Source organism: Kosakonia sp. H02, assembly GCA_030704225.1.
GTDB lineage: Bacteria > Pseudomonadota > Gammaproteobacteria > Enterobacterales > Enterobacteriaceae > Kosakonia.
Window position 1 is genome coordinate 2726160 of record CP131915.1, and the last position, 25579, is coordinate 2751738.

The 25579-nt window shown below is 55.3% G+C and carries 22 protein-coding genes and 1 riboswitch; of the genes, 8 read left to right on the plus strand and 14 right to left on the minus strand.

The window, feature by feature from the left end; genetic code table 11:
• The 12 genes from mraY to Q5705_12850 form a co-directional block, all read right to left on the minus strand.
• Complete coding sequence (mraY, locus tag Q5705_12795) at positions 1 to 1083, minus strand: phospho-N-acetylmuramoyl-pentapeptide-transferase (protein ID WLI75477.1); 1083 nt, start codon at positions 1081 to 1083, stop codon at positions 1 to 3.
• A complete protein-coding gene (murF, locus tag Q5705_12800; GenBank protein WLI75478.1) occupies positions 1077 to 2435 on the minus strand; it encodes a UDP-N-acetylmuramoyl-tripeptide--D-alanyl-D-alanine ligase in 1359 nt (452 codons plus the stop codon). The genes mraY and murF overlap by 7 nt, the downstream gene beginning before the upstream one ends.
• Positions 2432 to 3919: a UDP-N-acetylmuramoyl-L-alanyl-D-glutamate--2,6-diaminopimelate ligase gene (gene murE / locus Q5705_12805; protein WLI75479.1), complete on the minus strand. Its 1488-nt coding sequence runs from the start codon at positions 3917 to 3919 to the stop codon at positions 2432 to 2434. Before murE ends, murF begins: the two co-directional genes overlap by 4 nt.
• Positions 3906 to 5672 carry a peptidoglycan glycosyltransferase FtsI gene (locus Q5705_12810; GenBank protein ID WLI75480.1) on the minus strand — a complete coding sequence of 589 codons (1767 nt, stop codon included), beginning with the start codon at positions 5670 to 5672 and terminating at the stop codon, positions 3906 to 3908. The genes murE and Q5705_12810 overlap by 14 nt, the downstream gene beginning before the upstream one ends.
• Positions 5673 to 5697: 25 nt before the next feature.
• Positions 5698 to 6063, minus strand: a complete 366-nt coding sequence (gene ftsL / locus Q5705_12815) for a cell division protein FtsL (GenBank protein ID WLI75481.1) — start codon at positions 6061 to 6063, stop codon at positions 5698 to 5700.
• Positions 6060 to 7001: a 16S rRNA (cytosine(1402)-N(4))-methyltransferase RsmH gene (gene rsmH / locus Q5705_12820; GenBank protein WLI79025.1), complete on the minus strand. Its 942-nt coding sequence runs from the start codon at positions 6999 to 7001 to the stop codon at positions 6060 to 6062. The genes ftsL and rsmH overlap by 4 nt, the downstream gene beginning before the upstream one ends.
• 2 nt (positions 7002 to 7003) lie before the next feature.
• Positions 7004 to 7462: a division/cell wall cluster transcriptional repressor MraZ gene (mraZ, locus tag Q5705_12825; GenBank protein ID WLI75482.1), complete on the minus strand. Its 459-nt coding sequence runs from the start codon at positions 7460 to 7462 to the stop codon at positions 7004 to 7006.
• 620 nt (positions 7463 to 8082) lie between these two features.
• On the minus strand, positions 8083 to 9087 hold the full coding sequence (cra, locus tag Q5705_12830; protein WLI75483.1) for a catabolite repressor/activator: 1005 nt from the start codon (positions 9085 to 9087) through the stop codon (positions 8083 to 8085).
• Between the two features lie 177 nt (positions 9088 to 9264).
• Positions 9265 to 9756: an acetolactate synthase small subunit gene (ilvN, locus tag Q5705_12835; GenBank protein WLI75484.1), complete on the minus strand. Its 492-nt coding sequence runs from the start codon at positions 9754 to 9756 to the stop codon at positions 9265 to 9267.
• A 2-nt stretch (positions 9757 to 9758) separates the two neighbouring features.
• Positions 9759 to 11483 (minus strand): acetolactate synthase 3 large subunit, encoded by a 1725-nt coding sequence (gene ilvI, locus Q5705_12840; protein WLI75485.1) that lies wholly within the window; start codon positions 11481 to 11483, stop codon positions 9759 to 9761.
• A 387-nt stretch (positions 11484 to 11870) separates the two neighbouring features.
• Positions 11871 to 12833, minus strand: coding sequence for a transcriptional regulator LeuO (gene leuO, locus Q5705_12845; GenBank protein ID WLI75486.1), 963 nt, complete (start codon positions 12831 to 12833; stop codon positions 11871 to 11873).
• 258 nt (positions 12834 to 13091) lie between these two features.
• The gene (locus Q5705_12850; protein WLI75487.1) at positions 13092 to 13313 is read right to left on the minus strand and encodes a hypothetical protein; all 222 of its coding nucleotides are present in this window, start codon (positions 13311 to 13313) and stop codon (positions 13092 to 13094) included.
• A gap of 176 nt (positions 13314 to 13489) precedes the next feature.
• Here Q5705_12850 and leuA point away from each other — a divergent pair, with 176 nt between their 5' ends.
• From leuA to leuD, 4 genes are read left to right on the plus strand one after another with little or no spacing between them, the layout of a single operon-like run.
• Complete coding sequence (gene leuA / locus Q5705_12855) at positions 13490 to 15064, plus strand: 2-isopropylmalate synthase (protein WLI75488.1); 1575 nt, start codon at positions 13490 to 13492, stop codon at positions 15062 to 15064.
• The gene (gene leuB / locus Q5705_12860) at positions 15064 to 16155 is read left to right on the plus strand and encodes a 3-isopropylmalate dehydrogenase (GenBank protein WLI75489.1); all 1092 of its coding nucleotides are present in this window, start codon (positions 15064 to 15066) and stop codon (positions 16153 to 16155) included. The genes leuA and leuB overlap by 1 nt, the downstream gene beginning before the upstream one ends.
• A gap of 2 nt (positions 16156 to 16157) precedes the next feature.
• Positions 16158 to 17561, plus strand: coding sequence for a 3-isopropylmalate dehydratase large subunit (gene leuC, locus Q5705_12865; GenBank protein WLI75490.1), 1404 nt, complete (start codon positions 16158 to 16160; stop codon positions 17559 to 17561).
• A gap of 10 nt (positions 17562 to 17571) precedes the next feature.
• On the plus strand, positions 17572 to 18177 hold the full coding sequence (gene leuD, locus Q5705_12870) for a 3-isopropylmalate dehydratase small subunit (GenBank protein WLI75491.1): 606 nt from the start codon (positions 17572 to 17574) through the stop codon (positions 18175 to 18177).
• Between the two features lie 133 nt (positions 18178 to 18310).
• Here leuD and Q5705_12875 read toward each other — a convergent pair whose 3' ends face one another.
• Positions 18311 to 19489 carry a sugar efflux transporter gene (locus Q5705_12875; protein ID WLI75492.1) on the minus strand — a complete coding sequence of 393 codons (1179 nt, stop codon included), beginning with the start codon at positions 19487 to 19489 and terminating at the stop codon, positions 18311 to 18313.
• A gap of 248 nt (positions 19490 to 19737) precedes the next feature.
• Between Q5705_12875 and sgrR the strand changes: the two genes are divergently transcribed.
• The 4 genes from sgrR (at position 19738) to thiQ (ending at position 24815) form a co-directional block, all read left to right on the plus strand.
• On the plus strand, positions 19738 to 21393 hold the full coding sequence (gene sgrR, locus Q5705_12880; GenBank protein WLI75493.1) for an HTH-type transcriptional regulator SgrR: 1656 nt from the start codon (positions 19738 to 19740) through the stop codon (positions 21391 to 21393).
• A 35-nt stretch (positions 21394 to 21428) separates the two neighbouring features.
• Positions 21429 to 21529, plus strand: a riboswitch (TPP riboswitch).
• 31 nt (positions 21530 to 21560) lie between these two features.
• Positions 21561 to 22544: a thiamine ABC transporter substrate binding subunit gene (thiB, locus tag Q5705_12885; GenBank protein ID WLI75494.1), complete on the plus strand. Its 984-nt coding sequence runs from the start codon at positions 21561 to 21563 to the stop codon at positions 22542 to 22544.
• Positions 22520 to 24130, plus strand: coding sequence for a thiamine/thiamine pyrophosphate ABC transporter permease ThiP (gene thiP / locus Q5705_12890; GenBank protein WLI75495.1), 1611 nt, complete (start codon positions 22520 to 22522; stop codon positions 24128 to 24130). Before thiB ends, thiP begins: the two co-directional genes overlap by 25 nt.
• Positions 24114 to 24815, plus strand: a complete 702-nt coding sequence (gene thiQ, locus Q5705_12895) for a thiamine ABC transporter ATP-binding protein ThiQ (protein ID WLI75496.1) — start codon at positions 24114 to 24116, stop codon at positions 24813 to 24815. The genes thiP and thiQ overlap by 17 nt, the downstream gene beginning before the upstream one ends.
• Here the strand turns inward: thiQ and Q5705_12900 are convergent.
• Positions 24809 to 25579 carry a DedA family protein gene (locus tag Q5705_12900; GenBank protein ID WLI75497.1) on the minus strand — a complete coding sequence of 257 codons (771 nt, stop codon included), beginning with the start codon at positions 25577 to 25579 and terminating at the stop codon, positions 24809 to 24811. The two genes, thiQ and Q5705_12900, sit on opposite strands and share 7 nt — an antisense overlap.

Here is a 25579-nt window from a genome sequence, read left to right on the forward strand (position 1 = left end):
TTAACGCACCTTCAGCGTTGCCAGGCCAATCAGCACCAGCATCAGCGAAATAATCCAGAAGCGCACAATGACGCGCGGTTCCGGCCAGCCTTTCAATTCATAGTGGTGGTGAATCGGTGCCATGCGAAAAATGCGCTGGCCGCGCAGTTTGAACGAGCCAACCTGCAAAATCACCGACAGGGTTTCCACCACAAAGACGCCACCCATAATCACCAGCAGGAACTCCTGGCGCAGCAGCACGGCAATAATGCCCAGCGCGCCGCCCAGCGCCAGCGACCCGACATCACCCATAAAGACCTGTGCCGGATAGGTGTTGAACCACAGGAAACCCAGCCCGGCACCGACAATCGCCGTACAGACAATGACCAGCTCACCAGCGTGACGCAGATACGGAATGTGCAGGTAGTTGGCGAAATTCATGTTACCGGTCGCCCAGGCTACCAGCGCGAAACCGCCTGCGACAAACACCGTGGGCATGATAGCCAGCCCATCAAGGCCATCCGTCAGGTTGACGGCGTTGCCGGTACCGACAATTACAAAGTAAGCCAGCAGGATGTAGAACAGCCCCAGTTGCGGCATCACATCTTTAAAGAACGGCACCACCAGCTCTGTAGCTGGCGTATCTTTCCCGGCGAGATAAAGCGCGAAGGCGACGCCCAGCGCAATCACCGACATCCAAAAATATTTCCAGCGGGCAATCAGCCCTTTGGTGTCTTTGCGCACCACTTTGCGGTAATCATCGACAAAGCCAATCACGCCGTAACCCACCAGCACCACCAGTACGCACCAGACATACGGGTTTGACGGGTAAGCCCACAACAGTACGGAAACCACAATGGCGGTGAGGATCATGATCCCGCCCATCGTTGGGGTGCCGCGTTTGCTGAAGTGCGATTCCGGGCCGTCGTTACGCACAACCTGGCCAAAAGAGAGTTTCTGTAAGCGGGCAATCATGCGCGGCCCCATCCACAATGAGATGAAGAGCGCGGTCAGCAGGCTGACAATGGCGCGAAACGTCAAATAGGAAAAGACGTTAAAGCCGGAATAATATTTGACCAAATGTTCGGCCAGCCAAACTAACATGTCCCGTTCTCCTGTAATTCGCGTACCACCTCTTCCATGGCGGAACTACGTGAACCTTTCACCAAAATGGTAATAATTGACTGCTCAGCAATCAGCGCTTTTAAGCGCGCCGTTACTGCCGCCTTGTCATTAAAATGCTCGCCAACACCGCTGGCGTCGCTCAGGGCTTTACTTAACGTGCCGACACTCAGCACTTTATCGATACCGACGGCTTTCGCCGCTTCACCCACCTGAATGTGGCAAGCTTCGCTCTCATCACCCAGCTCGGCCATATCGCCCACCACCATGACCCGGTAGCCCGGCATTTCAGACAGCACATTCGCTGCGGCGGTCATTGAACCCACGTTCGCGTTGTAGGTGTCATCCAACAGCAGTTGGTTTTCACCCAATTGCACCGGGAACAAACGCCCCGGCACAGCTTTCAGCTTCGCCAGCCCCTGTTTGACTGTCTCCAGGCTTGCTCCCACCGCCATTGCCAGCGCGGTTGCGGCCAGCGCATTGGCGATGTTATGACGGCCCGGTAACGGCAGCGTCACGTCTACATTGCCGGTCGGCGTTTGCAGGGTGAATTCAGTGCCGTGGGAAGTCACATGGACATTGGTGGCGGTAAAATCGCTGTTCGCCGCGTTCGGCGAGAAGCGCCACACCTTGCGATCGCCAATAATGCTCTGCCAGTTCAGCCAGTCATTGTTATCGGCATTCATAATAGCGATGCCGTTGGCTGGCAGGCCGGTGTAAATTTCACCTTTCGCTTTCGCCACACCCGCCAGAGAACCAAAACCCTCCAGATGCGCCGCCGCCAGGTTGTTCACCAGCGCCGCTTCCGGGCGGGTCAGCCCAACGGTCCAGGCGATTTCGCCCTGGTGGTTAGCACCGAGTTCTATCACCGCGTATTGATGTTCTTTGGTGAGACGCAACAGTGTCATCGGCACGCCGATGTCATTATTGAGATTACCTGCGGTATAGAGCGTATTGCCGCACTCGCCAAGAATGGCGGCGGTCATCTCTTTGACCGAGGTTTTGCCGGAAGAACCGGTCAGCGCAACCACGCGCGCCGGCACCTGCTGGCGAACCCATGCCGCCAGTTCGCCAAAGGCCTGGCGGGTATCTTTCACCACCAGTTGCGGCAAGTCGGTAGCCAGTTTGCGGCTGACCAGCAGCGCGCCCGCGCCGCCCTCTTTTGCTTTATCGGCGAAGTCGTGGGCATCAAAGCGCTCGCCTTTCAACGCCACAAACAGGCAACCCGGCGTCAGCTTGCGGGTGTCGCTGGTTACGTCATCAATAGTGGCGTCCTGGCCATGTATTTCACCGTGCAGAATGCCGGCGAGCTGGCTGAGCGTTACGCTAATCATGCCACTACCCCCAGCAAACGCGCTGCCGTTACGCGGTCGGAGTAATCCAGACGATGCGTGCCGACAATTTGATAATCTTCATGGCCTTTACCGGCCAGTAAGACAACATCGTTCTCTTTGGCCTGCATAATGGCGTTGGTTACCGCTTCCGCGCGGCCTTCGACCACGCGAGCCCGACCCGCATCAAGCATGCCAGCCAGAATGTCATTGATAATGGCGCGCGGCTCTTCGGTTCGCGGGTTGTCGTCAGTGACAACCGGTACATCGGAGAACTCTTCGGCAATCGCGCCCATTAACGGACGTTTGCCTTTGTCGCGATCGCCGCCGCAGCCAAACACGCACCACAGTTTGCCGGTGCAGTGCAGGCGCGCGGCCTGCAACGCTTTTTCCAGCGCATCTGGCGTGTGGGCATAATCGACTACCACCGTCGGTTTGCCCGGCGCACTAAATACTTCCATGCGACCGCAAACCGGTTGCAGGCGGGACGCCGTTTTCAGCAGTTCATTTAACGGATAACCGAGCGCAAGGAGCGTGGCGAGTGCCAGCAGTAGATTGCTGACGTTAAACGCGCCCATCAGACGGCTTTCGATTTCGCCTTCGCCCCAGGTGGAGCCGAAACGGATCGTCGCGCCGCTGTCGTGGTAATCCACGCTCAGGGTTTTCAACCAGCGGCCGTGGCAGTCCGGGTTAATGTTGTTTTCCATTGATACCGCAACTGCATCTGGCAGTTTTGCCAGCCAGCGACGGCCCACTTCGTCATCAGCATTGATGATCGCCTGGCCGTAATGGTGCGAGGAGAACAGCAGCCATTTCGCCGCTTCGTAGCGGGTCATATCGCCGTGATAATCGAGGTGATCGCGGCTTAAATTGGTAAACACCGAGGCGGCGAATTTCAATGCCGCAACGCGATGCTGAACTAAACCGTGGGAAGAGACTTCCATCGCCGCGAAGGTTGCGCCCTGCTCTGCCAGGCCAGCAATCACATGCTGAACATCCACCGCAGAGCCGGTGGTGTTTTCTGTCGGCGCGACTTTGCCCAGCAGACCGTTACCAACGGTGCCCATCACCGCGCTGGTTTCGCCCAGCAACTGGCTCCACTGCGCCAGCAGTTGCGTGGTGGTGGTTTTGCCGTTGGTGCCGGTGACGCCAATCAGACGCAGTTGTTCAGACGGCTCGCCGTAGAAACGGCCCGCCAGCGCGGAAAGGCGCTCATTCAACTGGCTCAGGTAAATGACCGGAACCCCGTGCATTTCACGAATTTCACCGTCATTTGCTTCGTCTTTCGCTTCAGCAATAATGGCAGCAACACCTTGCGCAATCGCCTGCGGGATATACCGACGCCCGTCCGCCTGATGACCGACCACCGCCACAAAGAGATCGCCCGATGCAGCCACACGGCTGTCGAGTGTCATCTCCCGCAGTGCTCGCTCCGGTGCCGATGGCACCCACGGAGCGAGAAGGTCGCGCAAATTACGATCTGCCACCTGTTCCCTCGCCTTGATTAATTACAAACTCGCTTTTTTCGCCCGTGGTCAACGCATCCGGCTCAATGTTCATGGTGCGCAGAACGCCGCCCATGATGGCACCGAAGACCGGCGCAGAGACCGCGCCACCGTAATATTTACCCGCTTGCGGATCGTTAATGACCACCACCAGCGCAAAGCGCGGGCGGCTGGCAGGCGCGACGCCAGCGGTGTAAGCAATGTATTTGTTGATGTAGCGGCCATCCGGCCCGACTTTTTTCGCCGTACCGGTTTTGATCGCGATGCGATAGCCTTTGATTGCCGCTTTCACCCCACCGCCGCCCGGCAACGCTACGCTCTCCATCATGTGCACCACGGTGCGCACAATGGATTCGTTAAAGATGCGTTCGCCCGGCACCGGCGGGTCAACTTTGGTTATCGACAGCGGGCGATAAATGCCATAGCTGCCAATCGTTGCGTAGACTCGCGCTAACTGTAACGGCGTTACCATTAGCCCGTAGCCGAAAGAGAAGGTGGCCCTCTCTATGTCAGACCACCGTTGTTTTTGAGGAAATAAGCCACTGCGTTCCCCGACCATCCCCAAATTGGTCGTTTTTCCCAGTCCAAAACGTGAGTAAGTATCTACTAACGCTGAGGAGGGCATCGCTAACGCCAGCTTCGAAACGCCGACGTTACTCGACTTCTGGAGCACCCCGGTAAGGGTCAATTCGCTGTATCGCGCCACGTCTTTGATTTCGTGGCCGTTAATCCGGTACGGCACGGTGTTGAGCACCGTGTTAGGCGTGACAACGCCGCGCTGTAACGCGGTCATCACCACCATCGGCTTGACCGTCGAGCCCGGCTCAAAGACGTCGGTTATCGCGCGGTTACGCATCGCGTCTTTCGCCGTGCCGGAGAAATTATTGGGGTTATAAGAGGGGCTATTCGCCATCGCCAGCACTTCGCCGGTGTTGACATCCACCAGCACGGCGCTACCGGACTCCGCTTTGTTAAACGCCACGGCGTTATTCAGCTCGCGATAGACCAGGGCTTGCAGACGTTCATCAATGCTGAGCGCCAGGTTGTGCGCGGCCTGGCTGTCCGTTGAGGAGATATCTTCAATGACCCGACCATAGCGGTCTTTACGCACAATACGCTCTCCGGGCTGGCCGGTGAGCCATTTATCAAAGCTTTTTTCGACCCCTTCGATCCCCTGGCTATCAACGTTGGTGAAACCAATGAGGTGAGCGGTGACTTCCCCGGAAGGATAATAGCGGCGGGATTCTTCACGCAGATGAATGCCCGGCAGCTTGAGTTTTTTGATGTAATCGCCCAGATCCGGGTTCACCTGACGCGCCAGATAGATAAAGCGCATCTTCGGGTTGGTGTTAATGCGGGTGGCAAGCTGGTCGAGCGGCATATTTAGCGCATCGGCGAGCGCTTTCCAGCGGTTATCCAGCGTTACACCGCCCGCATCGTGCAGCTCTTTCGGGTCTGCCCAGATAGCTTTTACCGGCACGCTGACCGCCAGCGGGCGTCCGGAGCGGTCAGTTATCATGCCGCGCGAGGTCGCCACTTCTTGCACGCGCAGGGATCGCATGTCCCCTTCGCGAACCAGCATGTCCGGGTTAATAATTTGCAGATACGCCACGCGGCCAATGAGGAACCCCAGCGCCAGCAGGATACAACCGCAAAGCAACGCAAAACGCCAACTTATAAAGTTGGCCTGTTCTTCCTGGCGTTTCGGTTTAATCGTCTTCGCCACTGCTTTCATGCGTCGGGTTGTTCCTTATTCATCTCTATTTCTGCACGACTATATTTTCCTGAGAGGGATCGACGTGCTGCATTTGCAGCTTCTCCGTGGCGATCCGTTCAACCCGGCTGTGATCGCCGAGCGCGTTCTCTTCAAGAATCAGGTTGCGCCATTCGATATCCAGCGCATCGCGCTCGATGACCAATTGTTCACGCTGTGCGGTTAACAAGCGTGTGTGGTGCGCGGTGGTAACCACCGTTATCGCCGTCATGATGATGCAAATGAACAAGCAGAGTGGCAGTTTCCCGAACCGCAATAGATCGTCGCCGATCACGCCAGGCAAGGCATGGCGCTCGTTGCTTCCTAACGATCCTTTTACTTTGCTGAGGGTCTCTGTCACTCTGCCGATCATGCGTTCGTCCTCTCTGCAATACGCAGAACTGAACTACGGGCACGTGGGTTTTCAGCCACTTCTTCTTCGCCCGGCATCAATTTTCCTAAGGCTCGCAATTGACGGCCACCCAGTTTACTGAGTTGCGCTTCGGTCATCGGCAGCCCGGCAGGAACCTGCGGACCCCGGCTTTGCTCACGCATAAAGCGTTTTACAATGCGGTCTTCCAGTGAATGGAAGCTGATAACCGAAAGCCGGCCTCCCGGGGCCAGCACGCCGAGCGAGTTTTTTAGCGCCTGCTCTATCTCCTCCAGTTCACTGTTCACCCAAATGCGCACCGCCTGGAAGGTACGGGTCGCGGGATGTTTGAATTTGTCTTTTACCGGCGTCGCCGCCGCCACAACTTCAGCCAGCTCTTTAGTGCGAGTCATCGGATCCACGCGATTGCGCTCAGCAATGGCGCGGGCGATACGTTTGGCGAAGCGCTCCTCGCCAAAGGTTTTTAGCACCCAGGCAATATCGGCTTCCTCTGCGGTTTGCAGCCATTCGGCGGCAGATTGCCCGCGAGTGGGATCCATACGCATGTCCAGCGGACCATCGCGCATAAAGGAGAAGCCGCGTTCGGGATCGTCAAGTTGCGGTGATGAGACGCCAAGATCGAGAAGAATACCGTCGATCTTGCCGACAAGTTCGCGCTCGCTAACGTAATCAGCCAGCGCAGAGAAAGGTCCATGAATGATGGAGAAGCGGGGATCATCAATAGTGTTAGCGACGGCAATCGCCTGCGGGTCGCGATCGATCGCCAGCAAGCGGCCTTCCGCTCCCAAATGGGAGAGGATCAGGCGCGAGTGACCACCGCGACCAAAAGTGCCATCAATGTAAATGCCGTCCGGACGAATATTCAGGCCGTTAACGGCCTCATCCAGCAGCACCGTCGTGTGTTTAAAATTTTCCATCATCATTACAGAGACAAATCCTGCAACCGATCCGAAAGCCCTTCGGAACCGGATTGCTCAGCGTCGATATCTTCCTTGACCTGTTGATACCAGGTCGTTTCGTCCCACAGCTCAAATTTATTGAACTGCCCGACCAGCATCACTTCTTTGGTTAGCCCGGCGTGCTGCCGTAAAACAGGCGCAATCAATATGCGACCGGCGCTATCCATTTGGCACTCGCTGGCATGCCCCAGCAATAAACGTTGCACTCGCCGCTCGAGCGGATTCATGCTCGACAGACGCGACAGTTTTTGCTCGATAATTTCCCATTCGGGCAAGGGGTAAAGCAGCAGGCATGTGTGACGGATGTCAATGGTACACACCATTTGACCGGAGGCATTCTCCTGTAGCAAATCCCGATAACGGGTCGGAACGGATAACCGCCCTTTGCTGTCGAGATTAACCAACGTCGCGCCACGGAACATATCCGGTTCACCCCCAGGTGATCGTTTTCACCACTTTATCCCACAAATCCCCACTGAGGGAGTTTACGGAGCGGAGGAAAAGCTTGTCAAGCCAGCACAAAGGCCAACCAGAACAAAAGATCCCTTATTTGCAGCGAATATCTGCGTCGGTGAAATAGTGCTCAGCTTACGAGGCAAATTAACGTCATGAATATTTGCAAGAAAAAAAACGAAATATACGCCCAGGCGTTTCAGACCATTCCATTTCCACGCGCTAAATATAAAGTGTCAGTTTGCGACGCGGGCGGCATTTTAAGGCATATTGGCGCGACTTAACAGCACCAGATGCATTGGTGCATTCTAAGCCCGGCGCTATTTTTGCCGACAAAAATCCGTTGGCTGAGAACTGGTTGTTAATTCATCGAAAGTTTCTTTTAGATGTAACAATTCAATACAGACATCATGTTCAGTAACTTCTCAATCAGGCTTATGAAATTGGCGTTAAACAACCTCAGAGAAATAATATTTGCGCAGCCATTCAGAAATTAAGGATTTATCTTAGGTGGCATAAGACAATAATTTGATTAAGGGTATGGCGTGAATACTAAAAAGGCAGCTAAAGCTGCCTTTAATGTATATGTTTATACCCGACTTAATATGCCACGCCGATAGAGATTGCGCCGAATACGGCTGAGACCGGGTTTCGGCTTACGCGGTTCATCAAGACTCGCCAGTACAATTTCCAGCACCCGCTCGGCAACATCGCGATGGCGTTGCGCCACCGCCAGCACCGGGCATTGCAGGAAATCCAGCAGTTCGTGATCGCCGAACGTCGCGATTGCCAGATCCGAAGGCAATTTACCATCGCGGCGTAATGTCACATCCAGCACGCCCTGCAATAATGCAAATGAGGTGATGAACATGGCTTCCGGCATTGGGTTGGTTTCCAGCCATTTCTCGAATAACTGCGCAGCGGCCTCGCGCTCGTAGCTGTTCGCATAGAGGTACTGAACCTCGCGTGGATCGTCCTTCCATGCGGTGCGAAAACCCTGTTCACGCAGGAAACTCACCGACAATTCCGGTAGTGCGCCTAAATAGAGCACGCGCTCTGCCGGGAATTTGCGTAGCTCTCCCGCCAGCATCTCCGAATCATCCTGGTCGGCACCGACCACACTGGTGAAGTGCTCACGATCTAATGCCCGGTCCAGTGCAACGATGGGGAAAGAGTCATTGGCCCAGCGCTGATAAAACGGATGCTCCGGCGGTAATGAAGTCGACACAATAATGGCATCGACCTGACGCTGTAATAAATGTTCAATACAGCGCATTTCGTTATCAGGTTGATCTTCCGAGCAGGCGATCAGCAACTGATACCCGCGCTGGCGCGCCTGGCGTTCCAGATAGTTGGCAATGCGCGTGTAGCTCGTATTTTCAAGATCGGGAATAACCAGCCCGATCGATCGTGTGCGTCCTGCGCGTAACCCAGCAGCCACCGCGTTCGGGTGGTAGTTATGCTCGCGAACCACCGCCATAACTTTCTCAACAGTTTTATCGCTGACACGATATTGCTTCGCCTTACCATTGATGACATAGCTTGCCGTTGTTCGTGAGACGCCGGCTAGCCGGGCGATTTCATCCAGTTTCACAATTGCCCCTTAAAATGACGTACTCCATAACCTTTTTAGGGATATAGGATAATTTCCTTAACATCTAAGCGCAGAAAGGTGACTCCGGCAACCGCTTTCGTGTCTGCTTCCGCGCGATTTCGCAAAAAAAAGCCCGGCATAATCAGCCGGGACTTAAAATGTGGAACATTTCTCGCATTAACGCATGATTTTATCGCCGCGCGACAACCCCACCACGCCCGAGCGCGCCACTTCAACAATTTTTGCGACATCGCGGATGGTCGCCAGAAAAGCGTCCAGCTTATCGCTGGTTCCGGCGAGCTGAACCGTGTAAATCGACGGCGTGACATCAATAATCTGCCCGCGGAATATTTCCGCATTGCGTTTAACCTCTTCACGCCCGTACCCGCTGGCCTGGATTTTCACCAGCATAATCTCGCGCTCAACATACGCGCCCTGCCCAAGTTCGTTCACGCGCAGTACGTCAACCAGCTTGTGCAGTTGCTTTTCGATCTGCTCGAGAACTTTTTGATCGCCCACGGTTTGGATAGTCATACGCGACAGCGTGGGATCGTCAGTTGGCGCAACCGTCAGGCTTTCAATGTTGTAGCCGCGCTGGGAGAACAGGCCAATCACGCGCGATAACGCGCCCGATTCGTTTTCCAGTAACACAGACAGTATCCGGCGCATAATCAGGTTCTCTCCGTTTTGCTTAACCACATCTCATCCATGCCGCCACCGCGGATCTGCATCGGATAAACGTGTTCACTACCATCAACGGTAACGTCAACAAACACCAGGCGATTATTTTTCACCTGCTCCAGTGCTTCCGCCAGCTTCGTTTCCAGCTCTTCCGGACGCGTAATATTAATACCTACGTGACCATACGCTTCGGCGAGGCGGGCAAAATCAGGCAGCGACTGCATATAGGATTGCGAGTGGCGGCCGGAATAGATCATGTCCTGCCACTGTTTCACCATCCCCAGATAACGGTTATTCAGATTGAGCACCAGCACCGGCAGCTCATATTGCAGCGCCGTGGAAAGCTCCTGAATATTCATCTGGATACTGCCATCGCCGGTCACGCAAATGACCGTTTCGCCCGGCAACGCCATCTTCACACCCAGCGCGGCTGGCAATCCAAAACCCATCGTGCCAAGCCCGCCAGAGTTGATCCAGCGTCGCGGTTTATCAAAGCGGTAGTAGAGCGCGGCGAACATCTGGTGCTGGCCGACATCGGAGGTGACGTAAGCATCGCCGTTGGTTAAACGCCAGACCGCCTCGATCACCGCCTGCGGTTTGATGCTCTCGCTCTGGGTGTCATATTTCAGGCACTGGCGCGCGCGCCACTGATCAATGCGCGACCACCAGTCACGAATATCATCCAGCGGTTGCGGGTACGTTTCTTGCTCCAACAGTTCAAGCATCTGTTCGAGAACCCGCCGTGCATCACCAACAATCGGCACATCGGCCTGCACAGTTTTGGAAATCGAGGTGGGATCAATATCAATATGCAACACCGTGGCGTCAGGACAGTATTTCGCCAGACTATTCGTGGTGCGATCGTCAAAGCGCACACCAACGGCAAAGATAACGTCAGAATTATGCATCGTCATATTGGCTTCGTAGGTGCCGTGCATGCCCAGCATACCCAGCGCCTGACGATGCGAGGCTGGAAAGGCTCCCAGTCCCATTAAAGAAGAAACCACCGGCGCATTCAGCTTTTCCGCCAACTGACGCAATGGATTTTCACAGGCGGAGTTGATTGCACCACCGCCGACATAGAAAACCGGTCTTTTGGCGGCGGTCAGGGTTTGCAATGCCCGTTTGATCTGCCCCTTGTGCCCCTGCGTGGTGGGGTTGTAGGAGCGCATGCTGACCGATTCCGGCCAGACGTAGGGTAATTTATTGGCCGGGTTCATGATGTCTTTCGGCAAATCCACTACCACCGGACCCGGACGCCCGCTAGCGGCCAACCAGAACGCTTTCTTTATTACGCCAGGAATATCTTCGGCCTGTTTCACGAGGAAGCTGTGTTTTACTACCGGGCGGGAGATCCCCACCATGTCGCACTCCTGGAAGGCGTCATAACCAATCAGCGAGGTGGCAACCTGGCCGGAAAGCACCACCAGCGGAATGGAGTCCATATAGGCTGTTGCAATACCGGTAATGGCATTCGTCGCACCGGGACCTGATGTCACCAGCACCACGCCCACTTCACCCGTCGCCCGCGCCAGCCCGTCGGCCATATGCACCGCCGCCTGTTCGTGGCGCACCAGTACATGCTCAATACCGCCGACGGTATGCAGGGCATCGTAGATATCAAGAACTGCGCCTCCGGGATAGCCGAATACTTTCTTTACGCCTTGATCGATAAGCGATCGGACGACCATCTCGGCTCCAGACAACATCTCCATGCTTTGCCTCCAGGCTTACGTTTGTCGACTGACGGCAGAAATCATTTCCGCGCTGTCGCTCTGTTCAGAGCAGGAGAACCCTGCGTTCTGATTATGAATGGCAGTTACCATAACCGCTCAAAATCTGGCAGGCAATGAGCAACCCGTTGATGTAAAGCTCGGTCAAAAGTGAAATAGCAATGTCAAAAACGAAGTTATGGTGAAAACATCTGTGATAAGGAGAGACGATGACCATAGATCATCCGAATGGCGTCCTGGTCAGTAATTCATGCATTTTTAACGTAGCGCTGGCGAGCCCGGCGCTTGCAAAACAGAACAAAATAGTACCGAGAAATAAAAACACAGAATAAACCGGGCGATTCCTGCCCGGTCTATTCTGCCCATAATTTAGCGGCTACAGACCGATACTAATAGCTCTTCCATCCACTGATGGCCTTTATCGCGACCGGCAGATTCATGCCAGGAGAGAGAACAGGTACGGCTATTAAGCGTTAACGGTAACGGCAAAGCCTTCAGCGCCAACCCTTCGGCAAAACGCTCAACCAGCCAGCGCGGCGCAATGGATACAAAATGTGTCTGCGACACCACATTCAATACGCTGGTCAATGCCATACCCTGGTAGGCAATACGGTTTCGCTTCTCAACCGTGTCGTACCATGGCTGGCTAAAGGAGGCATAGCGCTCCAGCGAGACAACGGCGTGCTGTTCGTTAAACAACGCCGTTTCAGAAGTCAATTCGCTAATGCGAGGATGTTTCTGGCTGGCAACCAGCACCATTTCGTCTTTAAAGAGTGGTACGCATGAAAATTCAGGGCGACGAAACTCTTCATAGCCAATCACAAATTCAATTTCCTGATACCGTAACTGGTGTTCAGTACTGTGACTGAGATCAGACTTAAATATCAGATTAATATTTGGCGCGACGGTTTTTACATTGCTGTAAATAACAGACGTCAGGAAATTATCAAGTGGGCTACAAACACAAAGATTAAAAATACGCTCACTGCTTAGCGGATCAAAACCGGAGCCTGGCAGCTCATTTTGCACCAACTGTAATGCCTGACGGATGGCGCCAAAAAGTTGATAAGAGCGTGCAGTCGGTTGAATACCGCGACCATAACGGACAAAAAGTTCATCGTTAAACATCACTTTAAGCCGCGCAACCGCGTTACTGACCGCAGGCTGAGACATGCCCAGCGCCTGGGCCGCGCGGGTGATGTTTTGCTCCTGCATTACCGCATCGAAAACGGTCAGTAAATTGAGATCAACAGAACGTAATTGAGGTTTTTCAGAATCACTAACTTGCTGATTATAAAGGATTTCCCCTGGAACATTGCAATCCGTCGTCATGATAAACTCCCTTGACCTATGTAATAATAATATTCAGGAAGATGATTTATCACGCATATAGCATTATTAGAAGCACAGCAGGAAAAATTAGGAATATATAAAGCTTCATTTTATTCCGAAGAGAAAATTCGAAAAAACAATAATCATCAATCAAATAAAACCTCCTATTAAATATTTTTACTTTATTGAACATTTTGCAACGTAAACAATAAGAAGTTCTCGCTGCTCACTAATTTTATTAACAAAAATAAATAAAGATTATTTATTAACACCCCATTTAATAAGCAATTCCACCGTTAACGTTCTTACCCCTTCCATGAGCACGAAAACCGCAATCTTGTCGTTGATGCAGAATATTAAACTAAAAGCGGACAATGCAATTGGCGATCTCCGCAGGCTGTTTTCACGACAGGGGTTGACATCAAAAGGCGTATCCAGTACCACTAAAAGCATATCGGTTTTCACTGGAGCAAGATTCATGATTCACCACGTCGGTTTCACTGGTCTACTACTACTAAACGCATCAATTGTGCGCGGTAGACCGGTGGACGACACTCAGAACTGAATCGTCTTCCCGTTAAGACTAAGAACCCGCGCCTTGGCGCGGGTTTTTTTATGCTCGTAGCGAGGCGACCTAAGAGAAAAGGAACTAAACCATGAGCCAGCAGCAAGTCGTTATTTTCGATACCACATTACGTGATGGTGAACAGGCGTTACAGGCTAGCCTGAGCGTGAAAGAGAAGCTGCAAATCGCCCTCGCGCTGGAACGTATGGGCGTTGACGTAATGGAAGTCGGCTTTCCGGTTTCTTCCCCGGGTGATTTCGAGTCAGTACAAACCATCGCGCGCCAGGTCAAAAACAGCCGTGTTTGCGCCCTCGCCCGCTGCGTCGAGAAAGATATTGATGTTGCGGCGGAATCATTAAAAGTCGCGGAAGCCTTCCGCATCCACACCTTTATCGCCACCTCGCCCATGCATATCGCCACCAAGCTGCGCAGTACGCTGGATGAAGTGATCGAACGCGCGGTGTATATGGTGAAACGCGCACGCAACTACACCGACGATGTTGAGTTTTCTTGTGAAGACGCCGGTCGCACCCCTATTGCCGACCTGGCACGCGTCGTCGAAGCCGCCATCAATGCCGGTGCCAAAACCATTAATATCCCGGATACCGTGGGCTACACCATGCCCTTTGAGTTCGCCAATATCATTACCGGGCTGTATGAACGCGTTCCAAATATTGATAAAGCCATTATCTCTGTTCACACCCATGATGATTTAGGCCTGGCCGTCGGCAACGCCATTGCAGCGGTCCATGCTGGCGCACGCCAGGTTGAAGGTGCGATGAACGGTATCGGCGAACGCGCCGGAAACTGTTCGCTGGAAGAGGTCATCATGGCGATTAAAGTGCGCAAAGACATTATGAACGTGCACACCCGCATCAATCACCACGAAATCTGGCGCACCAGCCAGACCGTCAGCCAGATCTGCAATATGCCTGTTCCGGCGAACAAAGCGATTGTCGGCACCGGCGCTTTTGCCCACTCCTCCGGTATCCACCAGGACGGCGTACTGAAAAACCGCGAAAACTACGAAATCATGACGCCGGAATCCATCGGCCTGAATCAAGTGCAACTGAATCTGACGTCGCGCTCTGGCCGTGCGGCGGTTAAGCACCGCATGGAGGAAATGGGTTATCAGGAAGCCGATTACAACCTGGATAACCTGTACGACGCCTTCCTGAAGCTGGCGGATAAAAAAGGTCAGGTCTTTGATTACGATCTGGAAGCGCTGGCCTTCATCAACAAACAACAGGAAGAGCCGGAGCATTTCCGCCTGGATTACTTCAGTGTGCAATCCGGCTCTAACGATATCGCGACCGCCTCGGTCAAACTGGTCTGCGGCGAGGAAATTAAAGCCGAAGCCGCCAACGGCAACGGCCCGGTTGATGCGGTCTATCAGGCGATTAACCGCGTGACGGAATATGACATTGAGCTGGTGAAATATGACCTGAGCGCCAAAGGCCAGGGCAAAGATGCGCTGGGCCAGGTCGATATCGTAGTCAATTACAACGGCCGCCGCTTCCACGGTGTGGGTCTGGCGACCGATATCGTTGAATCCTCCGCCAAAGCGATGGTGCATGTGCTGAACAATATCTGGCGCGCCGCCGAAGTCGAAAAAGAGTTGCAACGCAAAGCGCAGAACAAAGAAAACAACAAGGAAACCGTGTGATGTCGAAGAATTACCATATTGCTGTGTTACCGGGTGACGGAATTGGCCCGGAAGTAATGGCACAAGCCCTGAAAGTACTGGAAGCCGTGCGCAGCCGTTTCGGTATGCACATTACCACCAGCCATTATGATGCCGGCGGTATCGCTATCGATCGCCACGGCAATCCGCTGCCACAGGCCACGGTAGAGGGCTGCGAGCAGGCTGACGCTATTCTGTTTGGCTCCGTCGGCGGGCCGAAATGGGAAAACCTGCCGCCAGCCCAGCAGCCAGAGCGCGGCGCACTGCTGCCGCTGCGTAAGCACTTCAAATTGTTCAGTAACCTGCGTCCGGCGAAACTCTATCCGGGCCTGGAAGCGTTCTGCCCACTGCGTGAAGATATTGCCGCCAACGGTTTCGATATCCTGTGCGTGCGCGAATTAACCGGCGGCATTTACTTCGGTCAACCGAAAGGCCGCGAAGGCAGCGGCCAGCATGAGAAAGCCTTCGATACTGAGGTTTATCACCGCTTTGAAATCGAGCGTATTGCGCGTATCGCGTTTGAATCTGCGCGTATACGCGGCAAAAAAGTGCACTCCATCGACAAAGCCAACGTGCTGCAAACCTCTCTGCTGTGGCGTGAAATCGTCAACGAAATCGCCGTTGAATACCCGGATGTTGAGCTGGCGCATATGTACATTGATAACGCCACCATGCAGCTGATTAAAGATCCGTCCCAGTTCGACGTGCTGCTGTGCTCCAACCTGTTCGGCGACATCCTCTCGGATGAGTGCGCGATGATCACAGGCTCGATGGGTATGCTGCCGTCTGCCAGCCTGAATGAACAGGGCTTTGGTCTGTACGAACCCGCTGGCGGCTCCGCACCAGATATCGCGGGCAAAAACATTGCCAATCCAATTGCGCAAATTCTCTCGCTGGCGCTGCTGCTGCGCTACAGCCTGGACGCGGACGATGCGGCAACGGCTATCGAAAACGCAATCAATCGTGCATTAGAAGAGGGCGTGCGCACCGGCGATTTAGCACGCGGCGCAGCGGCTGTCAGTACCGATGAGATGGGCGACATCATTGCCCGTTATGTCGCAGAAGGGGTTTAACCATGGCTAAGAGTTTGTACGAAAAGTTATTTGACGCGCATGTGGTGTACGAAGCGCCAAACGAGACCCCGCTGCTGTATATCGACCGCCATCTGGTGCACGAAGTGACGTCACCGCAGGCGTTTGACGGCCTGCGCGCGCATCATCGCCCGGTGCGTCAGCCGGGTAAAACCTTTGCGACGATGGATCATAACGTCTCGACGCAGACCAAAGATATCAACGCCTCCGGCGAGATGGCGCGCATTCAGATGCAGGAGCTGATTAAAAACTGCAACGAATTCGGCGTTGAACTGTATGACCTGAACCACCCGTATCAGGGCATCGTGCATGTGATGGGGCCGGAACAGGGCATTACCCTGCCGGGCATGACGATTGTTTGTGGCGATTCCCATACTGCGACCCACGGCGCGTTCGGCGCGCTGGCCTTTGGTATCGGCACTTCAGAAGTGGAACATGTGCTGGCAACGCAAACCCTGAAACAGGGCCGCGCCAAAACCATGAAGATTGAAGTGAAAGGCACCGCCGCACCGGGGATCACCGCGAAAGATATCGTGCTGGCGATCATCGGTAAAACCGGCAGCGCAGGCGGCACCGGCCATGTGGTGGAGTTCTGCGGTGATGCTATCCGTGCCCTGAGCATGGAAGGCCGTATGACCCTGTGCAATATGGCGATCGAGATGGGCGCAAAAGCCGGTCTGGTCGCACCGGATGAAACCACGTTCAACTATGTGCAGGGGCGTCTGCACGCGCCGAAAGGCAAAGATTTTGATGACGCAGTGGCGTACTGGAAAACGCTGCACACCGATGATGGCGCGCATTTCGACACCGTGGTGACATTGCAGGCGGAAGACATTGCCCCGCAGGTGACCTGGGGAACCAACCCCGGCCAGGTGATTTCCGTCACTGAAATCATTCCCGACCCGGCCTCTTTCGCCGATCCGGTTGAGCGCGCGTCGGCGGAAAAAGCGCTGGCCTATATGGGCCTGAAACCGGGCGTGCCGCTGACCGAAGTGGCGATCGATAAAGTCTTTATCGGCTCCTGCACCAATTCGCGTATTGAAGATTTGCGCGCGGCGGCAGAGATAGCCAAAGGCCGCAAAGTAGCGCCGGGCGTACAGGCGCTGGTAGTACCAGGCTCCGGCCCGGTCAAAGCGCAGGCGGAAGCCGAAGGTCTGGACAAGATCTTTATCGAAGCCGGTTTTGAGTGGCGTTTGCCAGGTTGCTCTATGTGTCTGGCAATGAATAACGACCGCCTTAACCCGGGCGAGCGTTGCGCCTCGACCAGTAACCGTAATTTTGAAGGCCGTCAGGGCCGCGGTGGACGCACTCATCTGGTCAGCCCGGCAATGGCCGCTGCGGCGGCGGTGACCGGCCACTTCGCTGATATTCGTACTTTGCAGTCTTAAGGAGACCACCATGGCAGAGAAATTTACCCAACATACCGGCCTGGTGGTTCCGCTGGACGCCGCCAATGTCGATACCGACGCGATTATCCCTAAGCAGTTTTTGCAGAAGGTGACGCGCACCGGTTTTGGCGCTCATCTGTTTAACGACTGGCGTTTTCTCGATGATAAGGGCGAGCAGCCGAACCCGGAGTTCGTGCTGAATTTCCCGCAGTACAAAGGCGCGTCGATTTTGCTGGCGCGGGAGAACTTTGGCTGTGGCTCATCCCGTGAACATGCTCCGTGGGCGCTGACGGATTACGGTTTTAAAGTGGTGATTGCGCCAGGCTTCGCCGATATCTTCTACGGCAACAGCTTTAACAATCAGTTGCTGCCGGTGACCCTGAGCGACGAAGAGGTGGATGAACTGTTTGCGCTGGTGCAGAGCCAGCCGGGCATTACTTTCGAAGTGGATCTGCAAGCGCAGGTAGTGAATGCGGGCGGGAAATCCTACCGCTTCAATATTGATGCTTTCCGCCGCCACTGCATGCTAAATGGCCTGGACAGCATCGGCCTGACGCTGCAAAACGAAGACGCCATCGCCGCGTATGAGCACAAACAACCCGCGTTTATGAGTTAACTGCACTATGCGGATCGCCGGATGGCGGCTCCGCCTTATCCGGCCTACAAACCGAATCGACACCTCTTGAATCCAGGGTTTTGTAGGCCGGATAAGCGCTAGCGCCATCCGGCGATAATCCAGTAATGAAAACTCACACATCCTTCACACGGCTGGTCAGCAGCAGCGTCACCAGCGAAATCCCCGCAATTCCCCAGTACACCGCGCCATGCCCAAAGCTTTGCGCCAGCGCGCCCTGGATAACTCCGGCCAGAATCACCCCGGTGGAGATGCTATTAGTAAACAGCGTGGTGGCAGAACCCGCGCGCCCCGGCATCAGATCCTGGAACCACAACATGCCAATCCCGGCAACAATACCGATAAACACCGCATTAAAAATCTGCAACAGCAGCAGCGACGTCTGGCTATGGAAAAAGAGCAGGCCGCTATAAAACAGCACACCGGCGGTAACGGCGATCAGCATCATCAGCCGCTTACCAAAACGCTTCACAAAATAGCCCGCAAGGATCATCGCCGGGATCTCCAGCCCCGCCGCCGTGCCCATTAAAATCCCCGCCAGCTTATCCGGCAGGCCAAGCTCGAGGCTTATCCACAGCGGCATGTCGATGATGTACATGGTGTTGCAGGTCCACATCAGCGTCGAGGCAATAAACAGCATGCGCACGTTCTTATCGCGCCAGCCGCTCACCTGCGTTACCGCTACGTCGGCAGGCTGCTCAATGCGCTTAACAGAGGGCAGCCAGAAGGCAATCAGCACCAGACTAATGACAAACAGCCCGGCGGCGATAGAGAACATGGCGACAAAGCCATAATTGAGCGCCAGCATAAAGGCCAGCGGCGGGCCAATCACCCACGCCAGAGAAAGCTGCGCGCGCATCACCGAGCTAAACATCACCACTTCCCGCGCGGAGCTATCGGCATATTCACGCGCCAGCGCGAACAGCTGTGGCATGGCGGTATTAGCAAGTGACGCCAGCAGCACACCGCAGGTGATTAACGTCAGGTAGTGACGATTAAAGGCAAACAACAGCGCGTTGCCCACCGCCATCAGGCAACAAAAGAGGATAAGTTTGCGGCGATCGCCCTGGCTATCGGATCGCTTTGCCAGCGCCAGGCTGACAAGGATCCCGGCAATGGCGTTGACGGTATAAAACAGTCCAATCCAGAACGGCTCTGCGCCCACTTCACGGCTGAGAAACAAGCTTAGCGTCGGGGCCTGAACCGCGCCGGCAACGCCCATCATAAAGGCGACGATCATAAACGCGATGTAAACACCGTTCAGGCGGCGTCCCATCGTCATTAACCAGAGCATGGTATTTCCTTGTTAAAAGCGGCAAAAAGCGTTGAAAGCATAAACGAAAAAAGCCAGCAAAAACATTTTGCTGGCGGGTGCATTCGCACTTAATACTCAGTCACACATGATGGCCGCGATTAAGCCTTTAAAGCAGGCGTTGTCATTTCCCCACTTCGCCCGGCACTTCCTCGCTTTCATCGAAGAGAATTATTGGCTTAATATAGGGAAAAATAAATTGCTGAGTTTTTCTCGGGAGTTCCCCTTTTATGTCGACCGGCCGTCTACAACAACAGTTCATCCGTCTGTGGCAATGCTGCGATGGAAAGTCTCAGGAAACCACGCTTAATGAACTGGCGGAGCTACTGAATTGCTCGCGCCGCCATATGCGCACACTGCTGAACACCATGCAGGAACGCGGCTGGCTGACGTGGGAAGCCGAAGCCGGTCGCGGCAAACGCTCGCGTCTCAGTTTTCTTTATACCGGCCTTGCACTCCAGCAACAGCGCGCGGAAGACCTGCTGGAGCAGGATCGCATCGATCAACTGGTGCAACTGGTGGGAGACAAAACCGCCGTGCGCCAGATGCTGGTTTCGCATCTCGGGCGAAGCTTTCGCCAGGGGCGGCACATCCTGCGCGTACTCTATTACCGTCCGCTGCGCAACCTGCTTCCCGGTACACCGCTGCGGCGTTCCGAAACCCACATTGCGCGGCAAATCTTCAGTACCTTAACGCGTATAAATGAGGAAAACGGGGAACTGGAAGCCGATATCGCCCATCACTGGAAAGCGATTTCCCCTTTACACTGGCGTTTTTATTTACGTCCCGGCATCCATTTTCACCACGGACGCGAGCTGGAAATGAGCGATGTGATTGCGTCATTGCAACGCGCCAGCGCCCTGCCGCTCTATTCGCATATTCGAGAAGTGGTCTCCCCTACGCCGTGGACGCTGGATATCCATCTTTCGCAGCCGGATAACTGGCTACCGTGGCTGATGGGCCATGTGCCGTCGATGATTTTGCCCCACGACTGGAGCACGCTGCCTAATTTTGCCAGCCAGCCGATTGGCACCGGTCCTTATGCCGTGACGCGCAATACCAGCAACCAGCTTAAAATCCACGCCTTTGAGGATTACTTCGGTTTTCGGGCGCTGATTGATGAAGTCAACGTCTGGGTGCTGACCGATCTGGCTGACGAACCGGCCTGCGGCCTGACGCTGGAAGGCCCAACCGAGGGCGAAAAAGCGGTGGAAAGCCGCCTGGAAGAGGGTTGTTACTATCTGCTGTTTGACGCGCGATCCAGCCGGGGTGCGAATCCGGCGGTCAGAGAGTGGGTCAGCCATATCCTCTCGCCGACCAATTTGCTGTGGCATGCCAGCGAGCATAACCAGCGTTACTGGTTCCCGGCCTATGGTTTATTGCCACGCTGGCACCACGCCCGCCCCGGCAGCGGTGAAAAGCCCGCCGGGCTGGAAACACTCACGCTCACGTTTTATCGCGAGCACAACGAGCACGAAGCGATTGCCCAAACCATGAGCACGCTGCTCGCGGAGCACGGCGTAAAACTGATTACGCAGGACGTGGATTACGACGAGTGGCATCGCGGCGAAACCCACAGCGATATCTGGCTCAATAGCGCCAATTTCACCCTGCCGCTCGATTTCTCGGTCTTCGCCAATCTGTATGAAGTGCCATTGTTGCAGCACTGCATTCCCCTCGACTGGCAGGCGGACGCCGCCCGCTGGCGCGCCGGGGAGATGAACCTTGCCGTCTGGTCGCAACAGTTGCTGGCAAGCAAAGCGATTGTGCCGCTAATCCACCACTGGCTCAGGATCCAGGGCCAGCGCACCATGCGCGGTCTGCGTATGAACACCCTCGGCTGGTTTGATTTTAAATCCGCCTGGTTTGCGCCGCCGGATCCGTAAGGCTTTCGCATTTTTTACCAAATCATTACAATACGGCGTTCTCAACGGGGTGCTGCGCGTTGCGCGTGTGCTGAGAAAATACCCGTCGAACCTGATCCGGATAACGCCGGCGAAGGGATTTGAGGCTCCTTCTCAAAATCCTTTGCCACCCATTTTTGAGGTGCAAAGTGTTAAAAAAATCTCTGCTATGCCTGCTGTTTCTTGCCGCGCCCGTTTTCGCTAAACCTGTGCTGACGGTTTATACCTACGACTCCTTCGCCGCCGACTGGGGGCCAGGCCCGGCGGTGAAAAAAGCCTTTGAAGCCGACTGCAACTGCGAACTGAAATTCGTGGCGCTGGAAGATGGCGTTTCGCTGCTCAACCGCCTGCGCATGGAAGGCAAAAACAGCAAAGCCGATGTGGTGCTTGGGCTGGATAACAACCTGCTGGAAGCGGCAACGCAAACCAAACTGTTCGCCAAAAGCAATGTGCCAACCGATGCGGTCAACGTGCCTGGCGGCTGGAAGAACGACACCTTTGTCCCGTTCGATTACGGCTGGTTCGCCTTTGTCTACGATAAAAATAAACTGAAAAACCCGCCGACAAGCCTGAAAGAGCTGGTCGAGAGCGAGCAGAAATGGCGCGTTATTTACGAAGACCCGCGCACCAGCACGCCAGGGCTTGGCCTGCTGTTGTGGGTGCAAAAAGTCTACGGCGATAAAGCGCCGCAGGCCTGGCAGAAGCTGGCGGCCAAAACCGTCACCGTCACCAAAGGCTGGAGCGAAGCCTACGGCCTGTTCCTGAAAGGGGAAAGCGACCTGGTGCTGAGCTACACCACATCTCCGGCGTACCACATTATCGAAGAGAAAAAAGAGAACTACGCGGCGGCGAATTTCAGCGAAGGCCACTATTTGCAGGTCGAAGTCGCTGCCCGCACCGCCGCCAGCAAGCAGCCCGAGCTTGCAGAAAAATTCCTTAAGTTTATGGTTTCACCCGCGTTCCAGAACACCATTCCTGGCGGTAACTGGATGTACCCGGTCAGCAATGTGGCGCTGCCTGCGGGCTTTGACCAACTGGCAAAACCGCAAACCTCCCTTGAATTTACGCCGCAGGACGTCGCCACCCAGCGCGCTAACTGGATCAATGCATGGCAACGCGCCGTCAGCCGCTGATCGCCGGCTGGCTGCTTCCCGGCCTCACCGCTGCCACCTTGATGGTGGCGGTGGCGCTGGCGGCCTTTCTCGCGCTGTGGCAAAACGCGCCCACCAGCGGGTTGTCTGACTTTTTACAGGACAGCTACCTGTGGCATGTGGTGCGCTTCTCGTTCTGGCAGGCGTTTCTCTCTGCCCTGCTCTCCGTGGTTCCGGCGATCTTTCTTGCCCGTGCGCTCTACCGACGGCGTTTTCCCGGCCGCCTGATGCTGCTGCGCCTGTGCGCGATGACGCTGATCCTGCCGGTGCTGGTGGCAGTGTTTGGCATTCTCAGCGTTTATGGTCGCCAGGGTTGGCTGGCGTCGCTCAGCCAGGCTTTCGGGCTGGAGTGGACCTTTTCGCCCTACGGCTTACAGGGCATTTTGCTGGCGCACATCTTTTTTAACCTGCCGATGGCCTCGCGCCTGCTGTTGCAACAACTGGAACTTATTCCCGGCGAGCAGCGCCAGTTAGCGGCACAACTGGGAATGCGCGGCTGGGCATTCTTCCGTTTCGTTGAATGGCCGTGGCTGCGCCGCCAGATCCCGCCGGTTGCGGCACTCATCTTTATGCTCTGCTTCGCCAGTTTCGCCACTGTTTTGTCGCTGGGCGGCGGGCCGCAGGCCACCACCATTGAATTAGCCATTTATCAGGCCCTGAGTTTTGATTACGATCCGGCCCGCGCGGCAATGCTGGCGCTGATCCAGATGATCTGCTGCCTGGGGCTGGTGCTGCTCAGCCAGCGCCTGAGCAAAGCCATTGCCGTTGGTAGCCATCAAATTCAGGGCTGGCGCAACCCGGAACAGACGCGCGTTAGCCGCATTACGGATATCACGCTGATCGTACTGGCGCTGTTGTTACTGCTGCCGCCGCTGCTGGCGGTAATGGTTGATGGCCTCAATCTCAGTTTGCTGAAGGTACTCGCACAACCGGTGCTGTGGCAGGCGGTATGGACATCGCTGCGCATCGCGCTGGCCGCCGGATTACTGTGCGTGGTGCTCACCATGATGTTGCTCTGGAGCAGCCGTGAGCTACGCGCCCGCCAGCGGGTAATGGCCGGGCAAACGCTGGAACTCAGCGGCATGCTGATCCTGGCGATGCCGGGCATTGTACTGGCGACCGGATTCTTTTTGCTGCTCAATAACACGGTCGGCCTGCCGACCTCCGCCGACGGCATCGTGATTTTCACCAACGCCTTAATGGCTATCCCCTACGCGCTAAAAGTGCTGGAAAACCCGATGCGCGATATTACCGCGCGTTACTCGATGCTTTGCCAGTCGCTGGATATCCAGGGCTTTCGCCGCCTGCGGGTGGTGGAACTGCGCGCGCTGAAACGCCCACTGGCGCAGGCGCTGGCCTTTGCCTGTGTGCTGTCGATTGGCGATTTCGGCGTGGTGGCGCTGTTTGGCAATGACGAGTTCCGTACGCTACCGTTTTATCTCTATCAGCAAATTGGCTCGTATCGCAGCCAGGACGGCGCGGTCACTGCGCTTATCCTCCTGCTGCTGTGCTTTTTATTATTCACTGTGATTGAAAAACTACCGGGCCGCGATGCTAAAACTGATTGATGTCACCTGGCTTTACCAGCACCTGCCAATGCGCTTTACCCTTTCTGTTGAACAGGGTGAGCAAATTGCCGTTCTCGGCCCCAGCGGCGCGGGCAAAAGCACGCTGCTGAACCTGATCGCTGGCTTTCTCACCCCGGCCAGCGGTGCGATTATGATTGGCGGCGAGGATCACACCCGCACACCGCCATCGCGCCGCCCGGTATCGATGCTGTTTCAGGAAAATAATCTTTTTACCCACCTGACGGTGCGCCAGAACATTGGCCTGGGGCTGAACCCTGGGCTGAAGCTGAATGCAGAGCAGCAAAGCAAACTCAACGAGATTGCCGCCACCATGGGGCTGGATGAATTGCTGGACCGCCTGCCGGAGCAGCTTTCCGGCGGCCAGCGTCAACGCGTAGCGCTGGCCCGCTGCCTGGTGCGTGAACAGCCGGTACTGCTGCTGGATGAGCCTTTTTCGGCGCTCGATCCCGCCCTGCGCCAGGAGATGCTCGCGCTGGTGCAGTCGGTGTGTCGTCGTCAGCAATTAACGCTATTGATGGTGTCGCACAGCGTGGAAGATGCCGCCCGCATCGCCGCGCGTGCGCTGGTGATTGCCGATGGGCGCATCGCCTGGGATGGTTCAACCGAGGAACTGCTGAGCGGCAAATCATCGGTCTCTGAATTGCTGGGTATTCGCGGTCAGTGACCGCGCACTACGTTGCCAAGAATATCAAGGTAGATTGGCATCAGCGGGTGTTGCGCCAGCGCGACTATCGCCGCGATGGCAATCACCATCATGCCCGGAGCCAGCCACAGCAAGCGCTGGCGTGGCAGATAAGCCGTTAAGCGATCCCTGCCCGATTTCCCCGTGCGCCACAAACGCCAGCCCAGCCAACAGGCCAGCCACAGCACGATTGCCGTCAGCAACAGCAGCCATTTGAAGTTGCCGCTTTGCATATCGGCAGGAATGTCGATTGCCGCACCGGCCAGAATGCCGGGCAGAAAGTAGAATGGCGGCCAAAACAGGCAGCCAATAATATTAGGCGGCAGAAATTTGCTGACCGGCAAATCCAGCATCCCCGCCACCATCGGCACCAGCGGGCGCGTTGGCCCGACGAAACGCCCCACCAGAATGGTAAACAGGCTGTGCTGATGCAGCGCATGTTCGGTTTTATCCAGCAGCGCTTTGTTCTTTTTCAGAAACGACCAGCGGTGCAGCGGTTTTTTGAAGCGCCAGCCCAGCCAGAACGAGATCCAGTCCCCGAGCAGACAGCCAACAATACCCGCTAACCACGCCTGCCAGAAATTCACTTCGCCGCTGCCAATCAGCGCGCCCAGCCCCGCCATCATTACCGTGCCGGGCAGAATAAGCCCGACCAGCGCCAGAGATTCGAAAAACGCCACCAGCGCGATAGCCACCAGCGAGTAAGGGGCAGATTGGGTAACAAAGTGTTCCAGCAAGGCTTGCAT

Coding starts and splice junctions, on each gene's coding strand:
- mraY (WLI75477.1), bottom strand. CDS start 1,083: ATGTTAGTTTGGCTGGCCGAACATTTGGTCAAATATTATTCCGGCTTT.
- murF (WLI75478.1), bottom strand. CDS start 2,435: ATGATTAGCGTAACGCTCAGCCAGCTCGCCGGCATTCTGCACGGTGAA.
- Q5705_12810 (WLI75480.1), bottom strand. CDS start 5,672: ATGAAAGCAGTGGCGAAGACGATTAAACCGAAACGCCAGGAAGAACAG.
- ftsL (WLI75481.1), bottom strand. CDS start 6,063: ATGATCGGCAGAGTGACAGAGACCCTCAGCAAAGTAAAAGGATCGTTA.
- rsmH (WLI79025.1), bottom strand. CDS start 7,001: ATGATGGAAAATTTTAAACACACGACGGTGCTGCTGGATGAGGCCGTT.
- mraZ (WLI75482.1), bottom strand. CDS start 7,462: ATGTTCCGTGGCGCGACGTTGGTTAATCTCGACAGCAAAGGGCGGTTA.
- ilvN (WLI75484.1), bottom strand. CDS start 9,756: ATGCGCCGGATACTGTCTGTGTTACTGGAAAACGAATCGGGCGCGTTA.
- ilvI (WLI75485.1), bottom strand. CDS start 11,483: ATGGAGATGTTGTCTGGAGCCGAGATGGTCGTCCGATCGCTTATCGAT.
- leuO (WLI75486.1), bottom strand. CDS start 12,833: ATGACGACGGATTGCAATGTTCCAGGGGAAATCCTTTATAATCAGCAA.
- Q5705_12850 (WLI75487.1), bottom strand. CDS start 13,313: ATGAATCTTGCTCCAGTGAAAACCGATATGCTTTTAGTGGTACTGGAT.
- leuA (WLI75488.1), top strand. CDS start 13,490: ATGAGCCAGCAGCAAGTCGTTATTTTCGATACCACATTACGTGATGGT.
- leuB (WLI75489.1), top strand. CDS start 15,064: ATGTCGAAGAATTACCATATTGCTGTGTTACCGGGTGACGGAATTGGC.
- leuC (WLI75490.1), top strand. CDS start 16,158: ATGGCTAAGAGTTTGTACGAAAAGTTATTTGACGCGCATGTGGTGTAC.
- leuD (WLI75491.1), top strand. CDS start 17,572: ATGGCAGAGAAATTTACCCAACATACCGGCCTGGTGGTTCCGCTGGAC.
- Q5705_12875 (WLI75492.1), bottom strand. CDS start 19,489: ATGCTCTGGTTAATGACGATGGGACGCCGCCTGAACGGTGTTTACATC.
- sgrR (WLI75493.1), top strand. CDS start 19,738: ATGTCGACCGGCCGTCTACAACAACAGTTCATCCGTCTGTGGCAATGC.
- thiP (WLI75495.1), top strand. CDS start 22,520: ATGGCAACGCGCCGTCAGCCGCTGATCGCCGGCTGGCTGCTTCCCGGC.
- thiQ (WLI75496.1), top strand. CDS start 24,114: ATGCTAAAACTGATTGATGTCACCTGGCTTTACCAGCACCTGCCAATG.
- Q5705_12900 (WLI75497.1), bottom strand. CDS start 25,579: ATGCAAGCCTTGCTGGAACACTTTGTTACCCAATCTGCCCCTTACTCG.